Consider the following 18,731-nt stretch of genomic DNA (forward strand, 5'->3'; position numbering starts at 1 on the left):
TGCCGGGCGGTGTCGTTAGGACTCCCCGCGCGCCTCGTCGCCAGATGAAGTCTCCTCGTCATCGGGCTCGTCGTCCGCCATGTCGTCCAGTTCTTCGGCGTCCACCTGTTCGGTCAAATGCGTCGGCAGGTCGCGCTTCATGCGCACGCCAAGGCGCTTGAGCATCAACGCCTGGCTGACCAAGCTCCCCTGCCCCGTTGAAAGCCGCCCCATCGCCTGGCGGTAGCTACCGTCGGCGCGTTCCAGATGGCGGCCGACGTCCTCGAGGCTCTCCACGAAGCCACGAAACTTGTCCAGCAACTTGCCCGCCCGTGCGGCGATGACGCGGGCGTTATCGTTCTGGCGCTCCAATGTCCAGAGGCTGGCCACGGTTCTCAGGCTCGCCAGCAGCGTGGTCGGCGTGACCACGACGATGTCGCGCGAGAAGGCATCCTGGAAAAGCGTTTCATCATGCTGGAAGGCCACCGCGAACGCCGGTTCGACGGGCATGAAAAGGAACACGAAATCCGGTGAGTTGAGCCCCGGCAAGCGCGGGTAATCGCGTCCTGAGAGCGCATCGATATGCGCGCGCACCGCCTGAACATGCGCCTTCAATGCCTGCGCGCGCGTGGCATCGTCTTCGGCGTTGACGTAGCGCACGTAGGCGTTGAGCGAGACCTTGGCATCGACGATCAGGTGGCGATTGTCGGGCAGGTAGATGACCGCGTCGGGGCGCTGACGCCCCGACTCGCCTTCTACCGACACCTCGCGCTTGTATTCGATGTCGCGGCGCAGTCCCGAGCGTTCGAGCACCGATTCGAGTATCACCTCGCCCCAATCGCCCTGCATCTTCTTGTCGCCCTTGAGCGCGCGCGTCAGGTTGGCGGCTTCCTCGGTGATCTGGCGGTTCAGCGTGGACAGATGCTCGATCTGCGTCTTGAGGGTCGAGCGCTCGCGCAGCGACTGGCCATGAATTTCCTCCAGACGCGCCCGGAAGTCGCCGACCTGCTCGCGAAACGGCGCCAGCATGGCCTCGAGATTCTCGCGGCTCTGGGTATTGAACGTCTGCTGTCGTTCCTCGAAGATCCGCCCCGCCAACGCCTCGAAGTCCTGGGTAAGGCGTGTTCGCGCCTCCTCGAGCAGGGCGAGCTTCTCGGCATGATGGGAGCGCTCCTGTTCGAGTTGCGTTTCCAGGCGACCATACCGTTCGCGTAGCGCCGCGAGTCGTTCCTGACGATCGTCGATATCGCGTTCGCGTTGCCCCAGCAGGCGCTGGGTCTCGAGGCTCTGCTCGCGCACGGCGTCCAGTTGGGCATCGCTCTGGGCCAGCTCGCGCTCCAGCCGGGCACGTGTCTCATCGGCCTCGTCATAGTGTCGCTGTGCACGTTCGGCCTCGTGCTCGGTCGCCGCACGGCGTGTGCGTTCACGCCGCCATGCCACGCCAAGCATCAGCGTGGCGAGTGCCAGGACAGCCGCAAGGGCGAGGAGATAAGCGGCAGGAAACGTGCTGGACATGTGCGGATACCGGCGATTGGAGATGTTCGCTTGAAACGTTCAATGAAAACTCTCGATTAACACTTTCGATTAAACACTTCGCGCGCCACCTTCCCCCACTGCGCGTTGCGACGCAAGCGCCCGGGGCTTGAAGTCCTGCGCCAATGGCCCAAGATCAATTAGTGAAGCCGCTTGATACCGGACTAGGATCGCCCGGTAGCGGCTGCTGTCATCCATGAAGCATCACGACCAGGAGGTCACGATGAGTCAAGCACAGTCAGGTAAACGTGTCGCCATCCTCGCTACCGATGGGTTCGAGGAATCCGAGCTTGCCGCGCCGCGTGCCGCCTTGAAAAGTCAGGGCGTCGAGGTGCAGGTCGTCTCTCCCGAAGGCAAGGGCATCCGTGCCTGGGCCGAAACCGACTGGGGCGACACCTATGAGGCTGACAAAGCCTTGAGCGATGTCGACGCCACCGACTATCACGCACTGGTGCTGCCCGGCGGCCTCTTCAACCCCGACGAATTGCGCCTCAACGAAAAAGCGCTCGCCTTCGTGCGTGGCTTCTTCGAGGCGGGCAAGCCAGTGGCTGCGATCTGCCATGCGCCGTGGATCCTGATCAATGCCGGTGTTGTCGACGGACGCAAGATGACCTCGGTCGCCTCCGTGGGGCAAGATCTCAAGAACGCTGGCGCCCAATGGGTCGACGAGCCGGTCGTCGTCGATAACGGCTTGGTCACTAGCCGTACGCCCAAGGACATGGACGCCTTCAACGCCAAACTGATCGAGGAGCTGGCCGAAGGTCGCCACAGCGGACAACACGCCTGATGGCTCCTCACCGACCACATTCGACGTCCGCCTCGCGTGAGGCGGACGTTTTACGTACCGCCGAGAGCGAGGGCCCGCGACGCGGCATTCGAATGCCTTCACGGCGCCTGCATTTCATCGTCAAGAGCCTGTTACGGATCTTCGCGCGGCCGATGAAGTCGGATAGCGGCCGCGGCGGCCCGGTCGTCCATCCTTACCGTGGTTACGGCACGAATCGCGAGGCGTTCCTGATGGGGAGGGTCTTCCGTCAGGTGGGGTTGGCGCGCGTAATCCCCAGACGCGGGGCACTACGCGACGCCGCGGATGTAACCCGTCGCTTGGCGCGACGCGGCTTTGCCGACGCCGAGGTGCGCATTCGTCTGGGCGACAATAGCGCCACCGTCACCACTGACCACGACGGCTATTTCGATGTCCGCCTGCCGCTCGACATTCCGCTCGATGAGCACGTTTCATGGCATCGTGCCGAGCTCGAGGTCATCACCGCCGACCGCGACAACGTCCTCTCGCGCGCCGATGTCTATATTCCGCCACCGCATACCGACCTGATGGTGATCAGCGACATCGACGACACGGTGATGTACACCGGCGTCGCCGACAAGCTGCGCATGCTGTATCGCCTGTTCGTCGAGAAGGCGCATCGACGCACCGCCTTTCCCGGCGTCGCCGAGCTTTATCAGGCCTTGCACGCGGGTACGGCAGGCGACTTACGGCGGCCGATCCTCTATGTTTCGCGCGGCCCGTGGAGCATCTACGAAGTGCTCGAGGCGTTCTTCCAGCTCAATCACATCCCCGTCGGACCGATCCTGTTTCTGCGCGAATGGGGTATTTCCTGGCGCCATCCCTGGCCGCGCCGTGCCGAGGATCACAAGTACGACTTGATCACCCAGATGCTCACGCTGTTCGACACGCTGCCCTGCGTACTGATCGGTGACAGCGGTCAGCACGACCCGGAAATCTACACACGCATCGTCAAGGAAAACCCGGACCGCGTGAAGACGATCTACATTCGCCGCGTCGACCGCAAGCCCGATCGCGAAGCGGCCATCGCCCGGCTGCGCGAGGAGATCGAACATACCGACTGCGAATTACTGCTGAGCGATGACAGTGCTGCCATGGCCGCGCATGCGCGCGACCGAGGCTATATCTCCGAGACGGGGTTGGAGGCGGTGCGTCAGGCGTCGCGCTGATTCACGCCGCGCGTGCCGTGGCCAAGTCTTCGATCACGGCACGCAGCACTTGCCAGAACTCGCTCACGGAGTCGATCTCGACACGCTCTGCGGGCGAGTGGGCACCGCGGATCAAGGGGCCGAAGGAAATCATCTCCAGGTGCGGATACTTGCCCCCGAGAATGCCGCATTCCAACCCGGCGTGGATGACCTTCACGTCCGGGTCGACTCCGGTCTGCTCGAGGTGCAGACGACGAAAACGTGCCAGCAGCGTGCTTTCAGGGTCCGGCGTCCAGCCGGGATAAGCATTCTCGACCCGAGTTTCGGCACCGATCAGCGAGAACAATGCCCGGAAGCGGTCGGCGAGATCCTGCGTGGCGCTATCGCGCAGCGAGCGCACCAGGGCGCAGAGATGAAAGCGTCCGGCCTCGAGCTTGACCACCCCCAGGTTGTTGGACGTTTCCACCACGCCCGGTACTTCAATGCTCATACGCTCGACACCGCACGGCGCTACATGCAGGGCCGCGATCAGCAGTCGACTGGCAGCCTCGGTGAGAGGCGCATCGGGCTCGGCGGGCTCGAGGGCGAGTTGTACGTCTTCGTCGACTCCCGCCAGCTCGCTGGCAAGCTCAGCCTGCAGTTCGACCAGCCGCTGCGTGACCGCATCTTCTTCGTCAGCGGGCAGCGCGATGCTGGCGAAGGCCTCGCGCGGCAATGCATTGCGCAGCGTGCCGCCGTGATAGGCGACGAGGCAGGCACCGAATGGCTCCAGGGCGCGCAGCACCCGCACCAGCAAACGATTGGCGTTGCCTCGCTCCTTATGGATGTCGACGCCAGAGTGGCCACCCACCAGCCCGGTCAGGGCGACACGACGCACGATTTCGTCCTCGCCGAGATCTCGCGTGGGCAGTCGCGCACCGACGATCACATCGGCCCCACCGGCACAGCCGATATAGACCTGGCCGCGATCCTCGGAATCGAGATTGAGCAGGTAGCGCCCCTGTAGCCAGTCCTCGTCGAGTTCCAGCGCGCCACGCATGGAGGCTTCTTCTTCCAGCGTAAACAACGCCTCGAGCGGGCCATGGCGTATGGTGTCATCCTCGAGGATCGCCAGCGCAGCAGCCACGCCCATGCCGTTATCGGCGCCCAGGGTGGTCTCGCGAGCATGCAGCCAGCCGTCTTCGACGTAGGTGTCGAGCGCATCGCGGGTAAAATCATGCGGATGGTCGGCGTTGGCCTGAGCGACCATGTCCAGGTGCCCTTGCAGGATGACACCGGGCCGTTCCTCGCATCCCGGCGAGGCCGGCTTGAGAATCTTGAGGTTACCGGCGGCGTCACGTTCATGCGCAAGCCCGCGCTCGTCGGCCCAGGCTGTGAGCGTCTCGACCAGGCGCTGTTCATGACCGGAGGGGCGCGGCGTATTGCACAACGTGCGGAAATGGCGCCACAGCGGTTCGGGAGAAAGTTGCAGAAGGTGATCGTTCATGGGAAATCGTTCCTATTGGGAGCCGCCGACATCGCGCGCCACGTCTCCCGGTAACGACAAACGATCAAGGATAACGACGCGGCACGTGTCGGGCGTCATGACACCTTACGCACTGCATCGCGCAACGCAAGTCCGCCAACGGCGACAATCATGGCGTCGGCGTCAGGCGACAACGCAAGAGGCCTGCCAAACGGCGCCAGTGGGCGAGTCGGGCCTGGCGCCCCATGGCGCGCGTCGCCTCGACCTCATGCCCCTGGAACAACGTCGTAGCCCAGTCATGCAGTGCGTTTGTGTCTTCGCCCGGCGTCTCGCTGCTGGCGACTTCCTGAGGCTGGCGGCGCCACCAGGCCAGCCAGGCCCGACACAGCCAGGGCCGCGCGAGCGCCAGCTCACCGCCGCCCTGGGCGAAGCGCTCCAGGCGTGCGCATAGATCGGCATTCACCTCGGGCGCCGCTCCTTCGTGCAGCAGCGCCGTAACGACATCGGTTTCCAGATGCGCCAGCTCGAATGCCAGCAGGCTCGGCAGCAGGTGCTGGAAGTCCTCCGACCAGGCCGACAACGCCGCTCCCGCCGGGGTCGTCAGCGCCCGCCCCATCATCAGCGCGTGCTCGCCGCTCGACGCTTCGCGGGTCAGCCCCACACGCAGCGAGATGAACCCCAAACGCCGCCAGAAGGCGATCAGTGTCGCCTCGGCGCCGAAACTCACACCCAGATGCGCGACGTCGTGCGTGCGAGCCGCCGTGGCCACGGCTTCGACCAGTGCCCGCCCCACGCCACGCCGCCGCGCGGCGGGATGCACGGCGATGCGCATGATGCGCCACCAGCGCGAGGTCAGCGCCGTCTGCCAGCCACCGTGCGCCGCCAACGACTGCGCCAGCAGATGCCCGCGCGGACGACGCTCGCCGAGCACGACGCGCTCGGCCAGATCGTCGGGGAAACCGCCCTCCGCCTGCACCTGGCATACTCCGAGACAGGTATCGCCGGCATAAGCCACCGCGAGTCGCACGTCCGGGCCATCGAGCAGTTGGCGTAAATCACTCGGGGTAGTCCGGTAATGGGCCTGCACTAGCAAGCCGAACAGCGCCTCGAGGCCGGGCTCGTCATGAGCCAGTGCCTGCCGGTCGAGCCAGCGCATGCGCAGGGGCGCGCCAGCCAGCGCCACTTCGGCCTCGCCATCAGCGGCCGGTGCGGCATCGAGCAACAGCATGTCACGGGTCAGACGCTCGAGAGGATCGCCGTCGGCCCAACGCACCGGCTCGCGTAGGTGGATCTCGCGCCAGTCGGGCGTGCGGCGGGATAGACGCGCGTAAAAACGCACCTGGAAGCCACGTCCGGTGCCTTCGTAACCGTGCACGGTGGTGGCGAAAGCGAGACGTGGGAAGGCGTCCAGCCAACGTGCCAACAGCGGCGTGGGGATGGCCGCCGCTTCATCGACGAACAGCGTCGGCGGCGCGTGACGCTCCACGCCCGGCTCGCTCAGGGCGGCCATGACGGCGTCCGGGGCGAGAAAGCGTACCTCGCACTCCCCCGCCGCCAGCGTGACGTGAAAGCGCGCCTCGCCACGGTGTCCATGGGGATACAAAGCCGCCAAGCGCTCGAACAGCGGCTCGACCGCTGCCTGACGCGGTGCGGTGACCCACAGCGTTGTTTCGCCCGCCGCCAGCCGTCGCGCGGCAGCAATGCCCAGCGCGGCCGACTTGCCGCGTCCCCGATCGGCACTCAGGACCACCGGGCGCCGACGGCGCAGCCGCGTCAGCCGATACACGGCCTCTTGCTGATCATGCGTCATACAGGCGTCATCGGAAGAAGACACTGCGGGCGTGCTCGCCTCGGGCATGCGAGCGGGACGCGGCGTGGCGTGCTCATCAACCCAGCGCCAAACGCTGGGCTCACGGAGCAAGCCGCGTGCCAGGCGCACCAGGTAATGGGCGCTCAGGGTCGTCGGTGCGTGGGGCCAGTGTGCAAGGCGCGCATAGTCGGCATCCGGGCCGGCCTGGCCGCCGGCCCATTCGGCGGGCGTCAACACGACCAGCAGCCCTCCGGCACGCAGCGTGCCGCTCAATGCCCCGAAGGCATCCGGATCGAAGCCCGAAGAAACACCGGCATCGATGATGATCAGATCATGCTCGCGTCCCAGACGGGTACGCGCCTGGCGCGAAGCAAGCGCATCGATGCTTTCTGAGGGAGTGGCTGAGCCGACCCACAAAGGGGCTTGCCATGTCCGAGCTCGCCACAGGGAAAATGCACGCGCATGTGCCGTCTCGGCAGACGCGGGGATCCAGATCACGCCGCGATGGCAACGTTCATGGCAGGCATCGACCAGTGCATCCAGCCATGCGATGGAGGACGTCATGTCATCCGAGGGGGCATTCATGCGTCATCTCCCTGGGTATCGCGCTCGACAGCCTCTCACAATCTTTCACAATCGTTCACAACTACAGACGCCCGCGAATCGCTTCGCGGGCGTGGTTGGTACGAGGCTGTCACCGCGCGGCGCGGCGCAGTGGTCTCATTCCAGGCCGTCGAGGTAGCGCTCGGCATCGAGCGCCGCCATGCACCCGGTGCCCGCGGAGGTCACCGCCTGACGGTAGACGTGATCCATCACATCGCCGGAGGCGAAGACGCCCGGCACGCTGGTCATGGTGGCATTGCCGTCGAGGCCCGACTTGACCCGAATATAGCCGTTGTTCATGTCCAACTGGCCTTCGAAGATACCGGTATTCGGCGAATGGCCGATGGCGACGAACAGCCCCGGCGCCTGGATTTCGTGTGACGCTCCGTCGACGGTGGAGATCAGGCGCACGCCGGTCACGCCGGTGTTGTCACCCAGCACTTCCTCGAGTGTGTGGTTCCAGACGATCTCCATGTTGCCGTTTTCGACCTTTTCGAACAGCTTGTCCTGCAGGATCTTCTCGGCACGCAGACTATCGCGGCGATGCACCAACGTGACCTTGGTCGCAATATTGGAAAGATACAGCGCTTCCTCGACGGCGGTGTTACCTCCGCCGATGACCACGACTTCCTGTCCCCGATAGAAGAAGCCATCGCAGGTCGCACAGGCGGACACGCCTTGCCCCATGAACTTCTCTTCCGACGGCAGCCCCAGGTAACGCGCGCTGGCGCCGGTGGAGATGATCAAGGAATCGCAGGTATAGGTGCCGTTTTCACCCTTGAGTACGAACGGACGCTCACGCAGCTCAACCTCGTTGATATGGTCGAACAGTACCTCGGTATCGAAACGCTCGGCATGGCTACGCATGCGCTCCATCAATTCCGGTCCTTGAACGCCTTCGGCGTCGCCCGGCCAGTTATCCACGTCGGTGGTGGTCGTCAACTGACCGCCGGCCTGCATGCCGGTAATCAGCAGCGGCTTGAGATTGGCACGTGCCGCATAGACGGCCGCCGTGTAACCGGCGGGGCCGGAACCGAGAATGATCAGTCGTTCGTGACGCACGTCGCTCATGGGAAAACCTCGCTTACGGGATACGCTGACCGGCAGCTGGACCAAAAAATGCTGTGTGGCATGCACGCGTCACGCGCAGGCCACACACCATTCGTTATAAACGCTTGTCGGCACGGCAAAGGGCGGCCGATTGGCCGCCCTTCGTTGCAAACGTGTTAACGCTTACAGTTCGTCGGAGTGCGTGCCCAGATACTTGGCGACGCCTTCGGCGGTATCTTTCATGCCTTCCTGGCCTTCTTCCCAGCCAGCCGGGCAGACTTCGCCGTTCTTCTGGTGGAACTGGAGGGCCTTGACCATGCGCAGCATCTCATCGACGTTGCGGCCCAGCGGCAGGTTGTTGATGGTCTGGTGCTGGACGACGCCATCTTCGTCGATCAGGAAGGACGCGCGCAGAGCGACGCCGGCTTCCGGGTGCTCGATACCGAACGCTTGCGTGATCTCGTGCTTGACGTCCGCCACCATCGGGAAGCCGACTTCACCAATGCCGCCCTTCTCGGGAGAGGTCTTGCGCCATGCGTGGTGAGTGAACTGAGAGTCGATGGACACCCCGATCACTTCAACGCCGAGCTCGCGGAACTGCGCCAGACGGTTGTCGTGCGCGATGATCTCGGACGGGCAGACGAAGGTGAAGTCCAACGGCCAGAAAAAGACGACACGCAGCTTGCCGTTGGTTTCGGACAGCTTGAAGTCGTCGACGATGGTGCCATCGCCCAGAACCGCTGCCGCTTCAAAATCGGGTACCTGACGTCCAACCAATACGCTCATTCATTTCTCCTGAAAAGTCGGGTGGATGACTATGATGAAACCCCGCCAAGGCTACCGGCGGGCTTCTCTTATGCCAATTTGATTGCCCCAATGGACAATATAGGCGCTCCCTATCGGGCCGCCATGTCGCTTCCGCCATAGCGGTATGTCCATGTGGAAGCGCTCAAAACACGTCGTCGTCTTGCCCTAGCATGACGTCTTCAAGTTCGCCGCTGAACGGCGATATCGTCACACGCACTTGAATCGGCGCGCAGCACTGAGGGCAATCTTCCCACGTAGCGTGGCTACCCACACTGCTATCGATCAACATCTCGAAAGATGCGTCGCAATAAGGGCATGTCGCCGGCCATGACAGCAACATCTCTTCGTTCATACCGACTCCTGGCGTCCTCGAGTACGGCGCATTATTAATTGAATGTCGGGTCGTCCTTGCCCTCTTTCAAGCCAATGCGTCGAGATTCTCGCACAACACTGGCGTGCCACGCTTCAGGCATTGCCCTACTTGCCACCTTGGTGACATGGGCGCGCTTGAAATAAAGGCTTATCATGACAATGTCTCCGGTATCGATGATATTGTAGACATTGTCGAAGGAACCTGACTCGCGGCGAACCGGGCCATCGGATGGTCTCCAGACCTTTCCTGCATACCAAGGGCAACGTGGTTCGGCGTTCGCCATGAAAAATCGTCCAGCATTGATGAGGAGGGGGCCCCATGTCCGAAGCTCCACAGAATACGTTATCGACACTCGATGTCGGCGATCATACCTATCACTACTACAGTCTGGACAAGGCTGCACAAGCGTTTGGCGACGCTTCGCGCCTGCCCATGACACTCAAGGTATTGCTCGAGAACCAACTGCGCTACGGCGACGATGAAAGCGTCTCCCCCGACGACATGCAGGCACTCGTCGACTGGCAGAAGGAAGGGCGCTCCACTCGCGAAATCGGCTACCGTCCAGCACGCGTGCTGATGCAAGACTTCACCGGCGTTCCCGGGGTCGTGGATCTGGCCGCCATGCGCGACGCCGTCAAACGTCTGGGTGAATCCGCCGAGCGCATCAACCCACTCTCCCCCGTGGACCTGGTCATCGACCACTCGGTGATGGTCGATCACTACGGCGATCCGTCGTCGTTCAAGGACAACGTCGCCATCGAGATGGAGCGCAACCGCGAACGTTACGAATTCCTGCGCTGGGGCCAGCAGGCGTTCGATAATTTCCGCGTCGTGCCGCCGGGTACCGGTATCTGCCACCAGGTCAACCTGGAGTATCTCGGCAAGACGGTGTGGACGAAGGAAGAAAACGGCAAGACGTTCGCTTACCCGGACACACTCGTGGGCACCGATTCCCACACCACCATGATCAATGGCCTGGGCGTGCTCGGCTGGGGTGTGGGTGGCATCGAAGCCGAGGCCGCAATGCTTGGCCAGCCGGTCTCGATGCTGATCCCCGAGGTCATCGGCTTCAAACTGACCGGCAAGCTGCGCGAAGGCATCACTGCCACCGACCTGGTGCTGACGGTCACTCAAATGCTGCGCCAGAAAGGCGTGGTCGGTAAATTCGTCGAATTCTACGGCGATGGCCTCAAGGATCTGCCGCTGGCGGATCGTGCCACCATCGGCAACATGGCTCCCGAATACGGTGCCACCTGCGGGTTCTTCCCGGTCGACGAGGAAACCCTCAACTACATGCGCCTCACCGGCCGTGACGAGCATCAGATCGAGCTCGTCGAGGCGTATACCAAGGCGCAGGGGCTGTGGCGCGAACCCGGTGCAGAGCCGGTCTTCAGCGATGTTCTGCACCTCGACATGAACGAAGTCGAGTCCAGCCTGGCCGGGCCCAAGCGTCCGCAGGATCGTGTCGCCCTGACCGACATGAAGTCCACCTTCGAGAAGATCCTCAGCGATCGCAAGCCGGACGCCGCGCCCACCGAGCAAGGCAAGTGGCTCTCCGAAGGCGGCCAGACCGCCGTGGGCACCGACGAAAGTGTGGAGAATGAAGATAGCCAAGACTGCGAAGTCGATGGCGAAAACTTCAAGCTCAACCACGGCGCCGTGGTCATCGCTGCCATTACCTCGTGCACCAACACCTCCAACCCCAGCGTGATGCTGGCCGCTGGGTTGTTGGCGCGCAAGGCCGTCGAGAAGGGCCTCACCACTAAGCCTTGGGTCAAGACATCACTGGCACCGGGCTCCAAGGTGGTCACCGACTACCTCGACGCCAGCGGCACCCAGAGCGATCTCAACGAATTGGGCTTCAACCTGGTCGGCTATGGCTGCACCACCTGCATCGGTAACTCCGGCCCCTTGCACGAGCCGATAGAGAAAGCCATCGACGAAGGCGACCTGACAGTAGCCTCCGTGCTCTCCGGCAACCGCAACTTCGAAGGCCGTATCCATCCGCTGGTGCCCACCAACTGGCTGGCGTCACCGCCCCTGGTCGTGGCGTATGCTCTGGCCGGCAACATGCGCATCGATCTTTCCAAGGATCCGCTGGGCAAGGACAAGGATGGCAACCCGGTGTACCTGAAGGATGTCTGGCCCAGCCAGGCGGAGATCGCCGAGGCCGTCGAGCAGGTCAGGACCGAGATGTATCGCAAGGAGTACAGCGAGGTCTTCGAGGGTGACGAAATCTGGAAGTCGCTCGATGTACCGGAAAGCGATGTCTACGCGTGGAACAACAAGTCCACCTACATCCAGCATCCGCCGTTCTTCGAAGGCATGGGCAAGGAGCCCGCGCCGCTGGAAGACGTCAAAGGTGCCAATGTGTTGGCCATGTTCGGCGACTCGGTGACCACCGACCATATCTCACCCGCCGGTGCGATCAAACCGGACAGCCCTGCCGGCCGTTATCTGCAGGAAAACGGCGTTCAGCCCAAGGATTTCAACTCCTACGGCTCACGGCGCGGCAATCACGAAGTGATGATGCGCGGTACCTTCGCCAACGTACGCATCAAAAACGAGATGCTCGATGACGTCGTAGGCGGCTATACCCGCCACGTGCCCAGTGGCGAGCAGATGGCGATCTACGACGCGGCGATGAAGTACGTCGAGAAAGACACACCGCTGGTAGTGGTCGCCGGCAAGGAATACGGCACTGGTTCCAGCCGTGACTGGGCGGCCAAGGGCACGCGCCTGCTGGGCGTGCGCGCCGTCCTCGCCGAATCCTACGAGCGCATCCACCGCTCCAACCTGATCGGTATGGGCGTATTGCCGCTGCAGTTCCCCGAGGGCGAGGACCGCAAGTCACTGGGCATGACCGGCGACGAAACGGTTTCCATCGAAGGCATCGCCGATATCGAGCCTGGCGCCAAGGTCAAGGTGACCATCGCCTCCGATAAAGGCGAGAAGAAGATCGAGGCGCTATGCCGCATCGATACCGCCAACGAGATGGCCTACTACCGTCACGGCGGCATCCTGCACTACGTGCTGCGTAGCATGCTCTAACCGCTCCGCGCAGAACTAGCGCTATCTAAGCAGCATAAAGAAACACCCCGTCGGCATGGCCGGCGGGGTGTTTTTTGTCGGTGGGTCGAGCGACGTGCGTTTAGAAGGCGCGGCGCCGATAGGCGCGATAACGCGGATACCAGAAGTGACGCTCAATGGCCTCCTTCAGCGCTTCGTCGCTAGAGGACAGCGCGACGTTTTCCTCCTGGGCCTGCTTGGCGACGGCGAAGGCGATGTCCTTGCTGATCTCGCGGATGTCGCCCAATGAGGGCAACAGTGCGCCCTTGCCGGTCTTGACGATGGGCGCGCCCTGGGCCAAGGCGTTGGAGGCCGCCATCAGCATCTTGTCGGTGACGCGAGAAGCGTTGGTCGCTACGACCCCCAGACCGATTCCGGGGAAGATATAAGCGTTGTTGCATTGGGCGATCGCCACGTCGCGCTCGCCGACGCGCACCGGCGGGAAAGGACTGCCCGTCGCCACCAGCGCTTCGCCCTGGGTCCAGTCGAGAAGATCTTGGGGAACGGCCTCGACCTTGGACGTCGGGTTGGAAAGCGGCATCACCAGCGGCTGGGCACAGCCGGCGTGCAACGTCTTGATCACTTCCTCGGTGAACAGGCCGCTTTGCCCGGAAACCCCGATCAATACGCTAGGCTTGGCATTGCGCACCACGTCGAGCAGGTCACGGTCCTGGGTATCCCAATCGCTCAAGGTGGCGGTCTCGTGCGCGAGACGCTGCTGGAAGTCGTAGAGCCCGTCCATGTCGCTGGTCAGCAACCCAAAACGGTCGACCATGTAGACGCGCTGACGCGCCTCGGCCTCGCTCAGACCTTCCATCGTCATCGCCACGACGATCTGCTCGGCGATACCGCAGCCCGCAGAGCCGGCCCCGAGAAACGCGATGGTCTGATCCTTGAGCGCCTCACCCTTGGTCTTGCAGGCCGCCAGCAGCGTGCCCACGCACACCGCCGCCGTCCCCTGGATGTCGTCGTTGAAACAGCACAGCTGATCGCGATAACGCTCGAGCAGCGGCATGGCGTTGGTCTGGGCGAAGTCCTCGAACTGCAAAAGCACGTTGGGCCAGCGCCGTTGCAGCGCCTCCATGAACATGCCGATGAACTCGTCGTACTCTTCCTGACTGACCCGCGGATGGCGCCAGCCCATATACATGGGGTCGTCGAGCAGCTTCTGATTGTTGGTGCCCACGTCGAGCACGATGGGCAGGGTGTAGGCCGGACTGATGCCGCCGCAAGCGGTATACAGCGACAGCTTGCCGATGGGAATGCCCATGCCACCGATGCCCTGATCGCCCAGCCCCAGGATGCGCTCACCGTCGGTGGCCACGATCACGCGCACCTTGTCCTTGGTGGCGCTACGCAGGATATCGTCCATGCGGTGACGATCGGGATACGAGATGAAGAGGCCACGATGGTTACGGTAAATATTAGAGAACTCTTCGCATGCCTCCCCCACCGTAGGGGTATAGATGATCGGCAGCATTTCCTCGAGATGCTCTTCCAGCAGACGGAAGAACAGCGTCTCGTTATCGTCCTGAATCGCGCGCAGATAAATGTGCTTGTCGAGGTTGTTCTGACACAGAGTGTACTGGTGATAAGCGCGCTCGAGCTGCTCTTCAATGCTCTCGACATTCTGCGGCAGCAAGCCCACCAAGTTGAACTCGACACGTTCTTCGCTGGTAAAGGCGCTGCCCTTGTTGAGTAGCGGCATCTCCAGCAGTGAGGGGCCGGCATAAGGAATATAAAGGGGACGCTTGGATGTTTCGCTCATCGTTTGCCTCACGCAGGTGACGGAACTCGGAGCTCTAGGGCTCCGCACGGCTCGAGCTTCACTATATCACGCCGCCTTGCCACCCGCGCATGCCACAACGATGCACGGCGCCTCAAGGGACGCCGTGCATCGTTTACATGTGACGACTATAAGGTTATACGACTCAGCCGCTGCGCGCCACGGGGCGTGCCGGGCCCGAGAAGAACCACGGGCGTAGCCGCACACCCAGCATGTTGCCGGCAAACGCCGCGACCAGCCACAGCCAGCCGTGCAAGCTGCCCGATGCGATGCCGCCGAAATAGGCACCGATGTTGCACCCGAACGCCAGGCGCGCGCCGTAGCCCAACAAGAACCCACCAATGGCCGCCGCCACCACGGAGCGTAGCGGAATGCGGAACTTCGGTGCGAAACGGCCCGCCAGCGCAGCAGCAGCCATCGCGCCCAGAATGATGCCCACATTCATGACCGTGGTGATATCGCTCCAGACGTTGGCGTTCAAGGCCGCCTCATTGCCAGCCGCCTGCCAATAGCCCCAACCGCTGACGTCACCGCCTAGCGCCTCGAAACCCTTGGCACCCCACAGCGCAAACGCTGAGGTAATGCCCCATGGGCGTCCGGCGAGCGCCAGCGTGATGAAATTGAGCACCGCCAGCCCCACCGCGCCGGCCAATAGCGGCCAAGGGCCTTGCAGCCAACGCGAGCGGCCGGCTTCGACCTGTGGCGCGCGTTCGAGCTGGCCGTGCCGGCGCTTTTCCATGGCCACCGTCACCGCCGCGATCACGGCGAACAACACCAGGCTCACGACGATACCGCCGCCCACGCCGAACAGGCCATGCAGTGATGTCGGCTGGAACGCCGGCCATGTCTGCCACCAGGCAAAATGTGCCGTGCCGACCAGGGAGCCGACGATGAAGAAAACCAGGGTAATCACCATGCGCGCGTTACCACCGCCCACCGTGAACAAGGTTCCCGAGGCACAGCCGCCGCCCAGTTGCATGCCCAGGCCGAACAGGAATGCACCGACCAGGACCGATACCCCGATGGGTGCGATATAGCCGGAAACCGGCGTGCCAAACAGAGTACCCGCGCCCAGAGCAGGGAAGAACAGCACCACCGCCAAGGCCAGCATGACCATCTGCGCACGCAGGCCTCGTCCGCGCCGCTCGGTGATGAACACGCGCCACGCGGAGGTAAAGCCGAAAGCGGCATGATAGAGCACCATGCCAAAGGCGCCCCCCACGATCATGAGCAACCCCGTGGCGGCCCCAAAGGCCGTGCCCACGGCCAGGGTGCCCAGGAGCAAGACTATCGCCGCCGCCAATGCCAACGGCGGTACGCCGCGACGCGGTGTCGGCGAAGCGGATGAAACGCTGGATGCGTCAGGCATCGCGACCTCCTGTCATCGTTTGAATGGAAATTGTTGCCTATCTTAGCGGTCATCCAGACCTTTTAAAAATTCATAAAACGCATTCACGCTATAGCGTTTGGCAATATAAAAACAAGACCCGTGTCTCACGACACGGGTCTTGGCAGCGCGCAGGACGCGCCGATCAGAAGAGCAGGTGAAGCGTTACACGAAACGCCCCAGGCCAGCGACCTCACGCACGCGCTCCATGAGGGGTTGCGCCTCGGCGCGGGCCTTTTCGGCGCCCTGCTTGAGCACGTCCTCGATATACCCGGGATCCTCGAGCAGGGCGTTATACCGCTCGCGGGGTTCGCGCAGATGCACATTGAGGTATTCGAAGACCCGGTCCTTGGCCTCGCCCCAGCCGATACCGTTCTCGTAGTCGGCTCGCATGGCGGCGGTTTCTTCGACGGAGGCAAACGCCGAGAAGATCTGGAACAGCGTGCAGCTATCGGGATCCTTGGGCTCGCCGGGCTCCAGCGAGTTGGTCTTGATCTTGCGCACCAACTTCTGAAGTTTCTTCTCCGAGACGAACAGCGGGATAGTGTTGTTGTAACTCTTGGACATCTTGCGACCATCGAGCCCGTTCAATACTTCCACCTTGTCGTCGACCACCGCCTCGGGCAGCGTGAAATACTGTCCCTTGTAGAGATGGTTGAAGCGCCCGCCCATGTCGCGCGCCATCTCGATATGCTGGATCTGGTCGCGTCCCACCGGGACTTTATTGGCATTGAACATCAGGATATCCGCCGCCATCAGCACCGGGTAACCGAACAGCCCCATGCTCACGCCTTTATCCATATCCTGATGGCCGAGCTCTTCGTTCTCGGCCACCGCTGCCTTGTAGGCATGGGCACGGTTCATCAGCCCCTTGGAGCAGACGCAGGACAGCATCCAGGTCAGCTCGGGGATTTCGGGAATGTCCGATTGGCGGTAGAAAACGGCGTTGTCGGTATCCAGGCCCAACGCCAGCCAGGTAGCGGCGATTTCCAGGCGCGATTGCTGCACGCGCTTGGGGTCCTGACACTTGATCAACGCATGCAGATCAGCGAGGAAGTAGAAGGAGTCCACATCGGGACGCTGGCTGGCCTCGATGGCCGGTTTGATGGCCCCGACATAGTTGCCGAGATGCGGGGTACCGGTGGTGGTGATGCCGGTCAGAACGCGTGTCTTGGTCATGAAATTGGGCTGATCGCAACGAAATGTGAGAATCCGCCCAGTGTACAACGACGTCCCGGCCAAGGCGACCGGGCCCAGCCGGAACGTCGTGGCCCGCCGCTATGCCATCAGGCTCTTGGGATCGACCGCATCCAGGCCGAATGCCTGGGCCACCGCCGGATGCGTGATGTGTCCGGCATGCACGTTGAGCCCCTCGAGGAAGTGAGGATCCTCCGCCAGAGCGCCTTGCCACCCTTTATCGGCCAATGCCAGTACGAACGGTAAGGTGGCATTGGTCAACGCTTGGGTGGAAGTACGCGCCACGGCGCCGGGCATGTTGGCGACACAGTAATGCACCACGCCATCCACGACATAGGTGGGATCGGCGTGGGTCGTCGCGCGGCTCGTCTCGAAGCAGCCTCCCTGATCGATGGCCACATCCACCAGCACACTGCCCGGACGCATGTCGCCGAGCATCTGGCGAGTGATGAGCTTGGGGGCCTGCGCGCCCGGCACCAGCACCGCGCCGACGACGATATCCGACTCGCGAGCCGCCGCTTCTAACGCATCCGCCGTCGAGTACACGGTATTCAGACGGCCTTGATAGCGATGGTCGAGCACTTCCAGCCGTTCCAGCGACTTGTCGAGCACGGTGACATCCGCGCCCAGCCCCAGCGCCATGCGTGCAGCATTCTCCCCGACCACGCCACCGCCGATCACGGTGACCTTGGCCGGCGCCACGCCCGGCACCCCAGGAATCAGAATACCGGCACCGCCTTGTGCCTTTTCCAGGCTATGCGCACCGGCCTGGACGGCCATGCGGCCGGCGACACGACTCATCGGCGCCAGAAGCGGCAAACCGCCTTCTGCGTCGGTGATCGTCTCGTAGGCTATGCAGGTAGCTTCGCTGTCCATCAGCCCCCGTGTCAGCGACTCTTCGGCGGCCAAATGCAGATAGGTAAAAAGCGTATGACTCGGCTTGAGGCGCTTGACCTCCTCCGGCTGAGGCTCCTTCACCTTGACGATCAACTCGGCGTTATCCCATAGCGCGTCGAGATCTTCCTCGATACGCGCTCCCGCCGCTTCATACTCGGCGTCAGGGAATCCGGCTCCCTCGCCCGCCGATGCCTGCACTGCCACGCGATGCCCGCGTGCCACAAGCTCGCGCACCACACTTGGCGTCAAGGCGACACGATACTCATGATTCTTGATTTCCTTGGGTATGGCGATTTTCATGGCGCCTCCACTTCCGGGGGTGTCTACAAAATAGGCTCAACGACTATTCATTACAGCACACGCACAGGAATCGGAGGGAGGGAGAAGACAAAACGGGATGACGTGCTGTAAAGCAACGCTTTTATAGAAAACTTTACGTCGAGAGCGTCCATGGCCGGACGATTTACGCCGGCCATGCCATGCAACCCCTGCTCGCCTTACACGGGGCGTGCCTGGCCACACTGCCAGCAGGTATCGAAGACACCATCCAACCATTCACCACAGGCAGGGCAGCGCCAGTTCGGGCAGTCCTCGGCGGGGCCGTTGAGGGCCTCATCGACCAACGCTTCAGCGCGTTGACGATGCCCCACCGGTACCCAGACCTCCGGCTCGCATTCACCGGGCGGCAGTTCACCGGCGCCACCGCCGAGGGTCATGTTGCGCAGCACGGGCACCAACCCGGCGCTAGCCAACACGTTGTGCACGTGATTGACCAGCAACGCGTTGGGATGGCGAAAGACGCGAACGCTATCCAACGTCATG

15 protein-coding genes are annotated in these 18,731 nt (G+C 62.8%); 3 read left to right on the plus strand and 12 right to left on the minus strand.

Annotated features, from left to right (window positions below):
- Nucleotides 1–15: 15 nt before the first annotated feature.
- Nucleotides 16–1,494, minus strand: coding sequence for a DNA recombination protein RmuC (gene rmuC / locus OP494_RS10440; protein ID WP_280540666.1), 1,479 nt, complete (start codon nucleotides 1,492–1,494; stop codon nucleotides 16–18).
- A 241-nt stretch (nucleotides 1,495–1,735) separates the two neighbouring features.
- On the opposite strand from rmuC, the gene OP494_RS10445 reads away from it, so the two are divergent.
- Both OP494_RS10445 and OP494_RS10450 read left to right on the plus strand, forming a co-directional pair.
- On the plus strand, nucleotides 1,736–2,299 hold the full coding sequence (locus OP494_RS10445) for a type 1 glutamine amidotransferase domain-containing protein (RefSeq protein ID WP_280540667.1): 564 nt from the start codon (nucleotides 1,736–1,738) through the stop codon (nucleotides 2,297–2,299).
- 92 nt (nucleotides 2,300–2,391) lie between these two features.
- A complete protein-coding gene (locus tag OP494_RS10450; protein ID WP_280540668.1) occupies nucleotides 2,392–3,486 on the plus strand; it encodes a phosphatase domain-containing protein in 1,095 nt (364 codons plus the stop codon).
- Between the two features lies 1 nt (nucleotide 3,487).
- Here OP494_RS10450 and OP494_RS10455 read toward each other — a convergent pair whose 3' ends face one another.
- From OP494_RS10455 to OP494_RS10480, 6 genes are all read right to left on the minus strand, one after another.
- The gene (locus OP494_RS10455) at nucleotides 3,488–4,951 is read right to left on the minus strand and encodes an aminoacyl-histidine dipeptidase (protein WP_280540669.1); all 1,464 of its coding nucleotides are present in this window, start codon (nucleotides 4,949–4,951) and stop codon (nucleotides 3,488–3,490) included.
- 148 nt (nucleotides 4,952–5,099) lie between these two features.
- Entirely contained in the window at nucleotides 5,100–7,325 is a 2,226-nt protein-coding gene (locus OP494_RS10460; protein WP_280540670.1) for a GNAT family N-acetyltransferase, read from the minus strand.
- A gap of 135 nt (nucleotides 7,326–7,460) precedes the next feature.
- Nucleotides 7,461–8,414, minus strand: coding sequence for a thioredoxin-disulfide reductase (gene trxB / locus OP494_RS10465; RefSeq protein ID WP_280540671.1), 954 nt, complete (start codon nucleotides 8,412–8,414; stop codon nucleotides 7,461–7,463).
- A 162-nt stretch (nucleotides 8,415–8,576) separates the two neighbouring features.
- A complete protein-coding gene (locus tag OP494_RS10470; RefSeq protein WP_075367727.1) occupies nucleotides 8,577–9,179 on the minus strand; it encodes a peroxiredoxin in 603 nt (200 codons plus the stop codon).
- 163 nt (nucleotides 9,180–9,342) lie between these two features.
- On the minus strand, nucleotides 9,343–9,552 hold the full coding sequence (locus tag OP494_RS10475) for a CPXCG motif-containing cysteine-rich protein (RefSeq protein WP_075367728.1): 210 nt from the start codon (nucleotides 9,550–9,552) through the stop codon (nucleotides 9,343–9,345).
- 34 nt (nucleotides 9,553–9,586) lie between these two features.
- The gene (locus OP494_RS10480; protein WP_280540673.1) at nucleotides 9,587–9,856 is read right to left on the minus strand and encodes a hypothetical protein; all 270 of its coding nucleotides are present in this window, start codon (nucleotides 9,854–9,856) and stop codon (nucleotides 9,587–9,589) included.
- 35 nt (nucleotides 9,857–9,891) lie between these two features.
- Here OP494_RS10480 and acnA point away from each other — a divergent pair, with 35 nt between their 5' ends.
- Complete coding sequence (acnA, locus tag OP494_RS10485; protein WP_280540674.1) at nucleotides 9,892–12,624, plus strand: aconitate hydratase AcnA; 2,733 nt, start codon at nucleotides 9,892–9,894, stop codon at nucleotides 12,622–12,624.
- A gap of 100 nt (nucleotides 12,625–12,724) precedes the next feature.
- Here acnA and OP494_RS10490 read toward each other — a convergent pair whose 3' ends face one another.
- From OP494_RS10490 to OP494_RS10510, 5 genes are all read right to left on the minus strand, one after another.
- Entirely contained in the window at nucleotides 12,725–14,410 is a 1,686-nt protein-coding gene (locus OP494_RS10490) for an NAD-dependent malic enzyme (protein WP_280540676.1), read from the minus strand.
- A 163-nt stretch (nucleotides 14,411–14,573) separates the two neighbouring features.
- On the minus strand, nucleotides 14,574–15,797 hold the full coding sequence (locus tag OP494_RS10495) for a YeeE/YedE family protein (protein ID WP_280540677.1): 1,224 nt from the start codon (nucleotides 15,795–15,797) through the stop codon (nucleotides 14,574–14,576).
- A gap of 183 nt (nucleotides 15,798–15,980) precedes the next feature.
- Nucleotides 15,981–16,994 carry a tryptophan--tRNA ligase gene (trpS, locus tag OP494_RS10500; protein WP_280540678.1) on the minus strand — a complete coding sequence of 338 codons (1,014 nt, stop codon included), beginning with the start codon at nucleotides 16,992–16,994 and terminating at the stop codon, nucleotides 15,981–15,983.
- Between the two features lie 99 nt (nucleotides 16,995–17,093).
- Nucleotides 17,094–18,209, minus strand: coding sequence for an alanine dehydrogenase (gene ald, locus OP494_RS10505; RefSeq protein ID WP_280540679.1), 1,116 nt, complete (start codon nucleotides 18,207–18,209; stop codon nucleotides 17,094–17,096).
- A gap of 197 nt (nucleotides 18,210–18,406) precedes the next feature.
- The gene (locus OP494_RS10510; RefSeq protein ID WP_280540680.1) at nucleotides 18,407–18,730 is read right to left on the minus strand and encodes a DUF2007 domain-containing protein; all 324 of its coding nucleotides are present in this window, start codon (nucleotides 18,728–18,730) and stop codon (nucleotides 18,407–18,409) included.
- Between the last annotated feature and the right edge of the window lies 1 nt (nucleotide 18,731).

The organism is Chromohalobacter sp. 11-W (assembly GCF_029889905.1).
Taxonomy (GTDB): Bacteria; Pseudomonadota; Gammaproteobacteria; order Pseudomonadales; family Halomonadaceae; genus Chromohalobacter.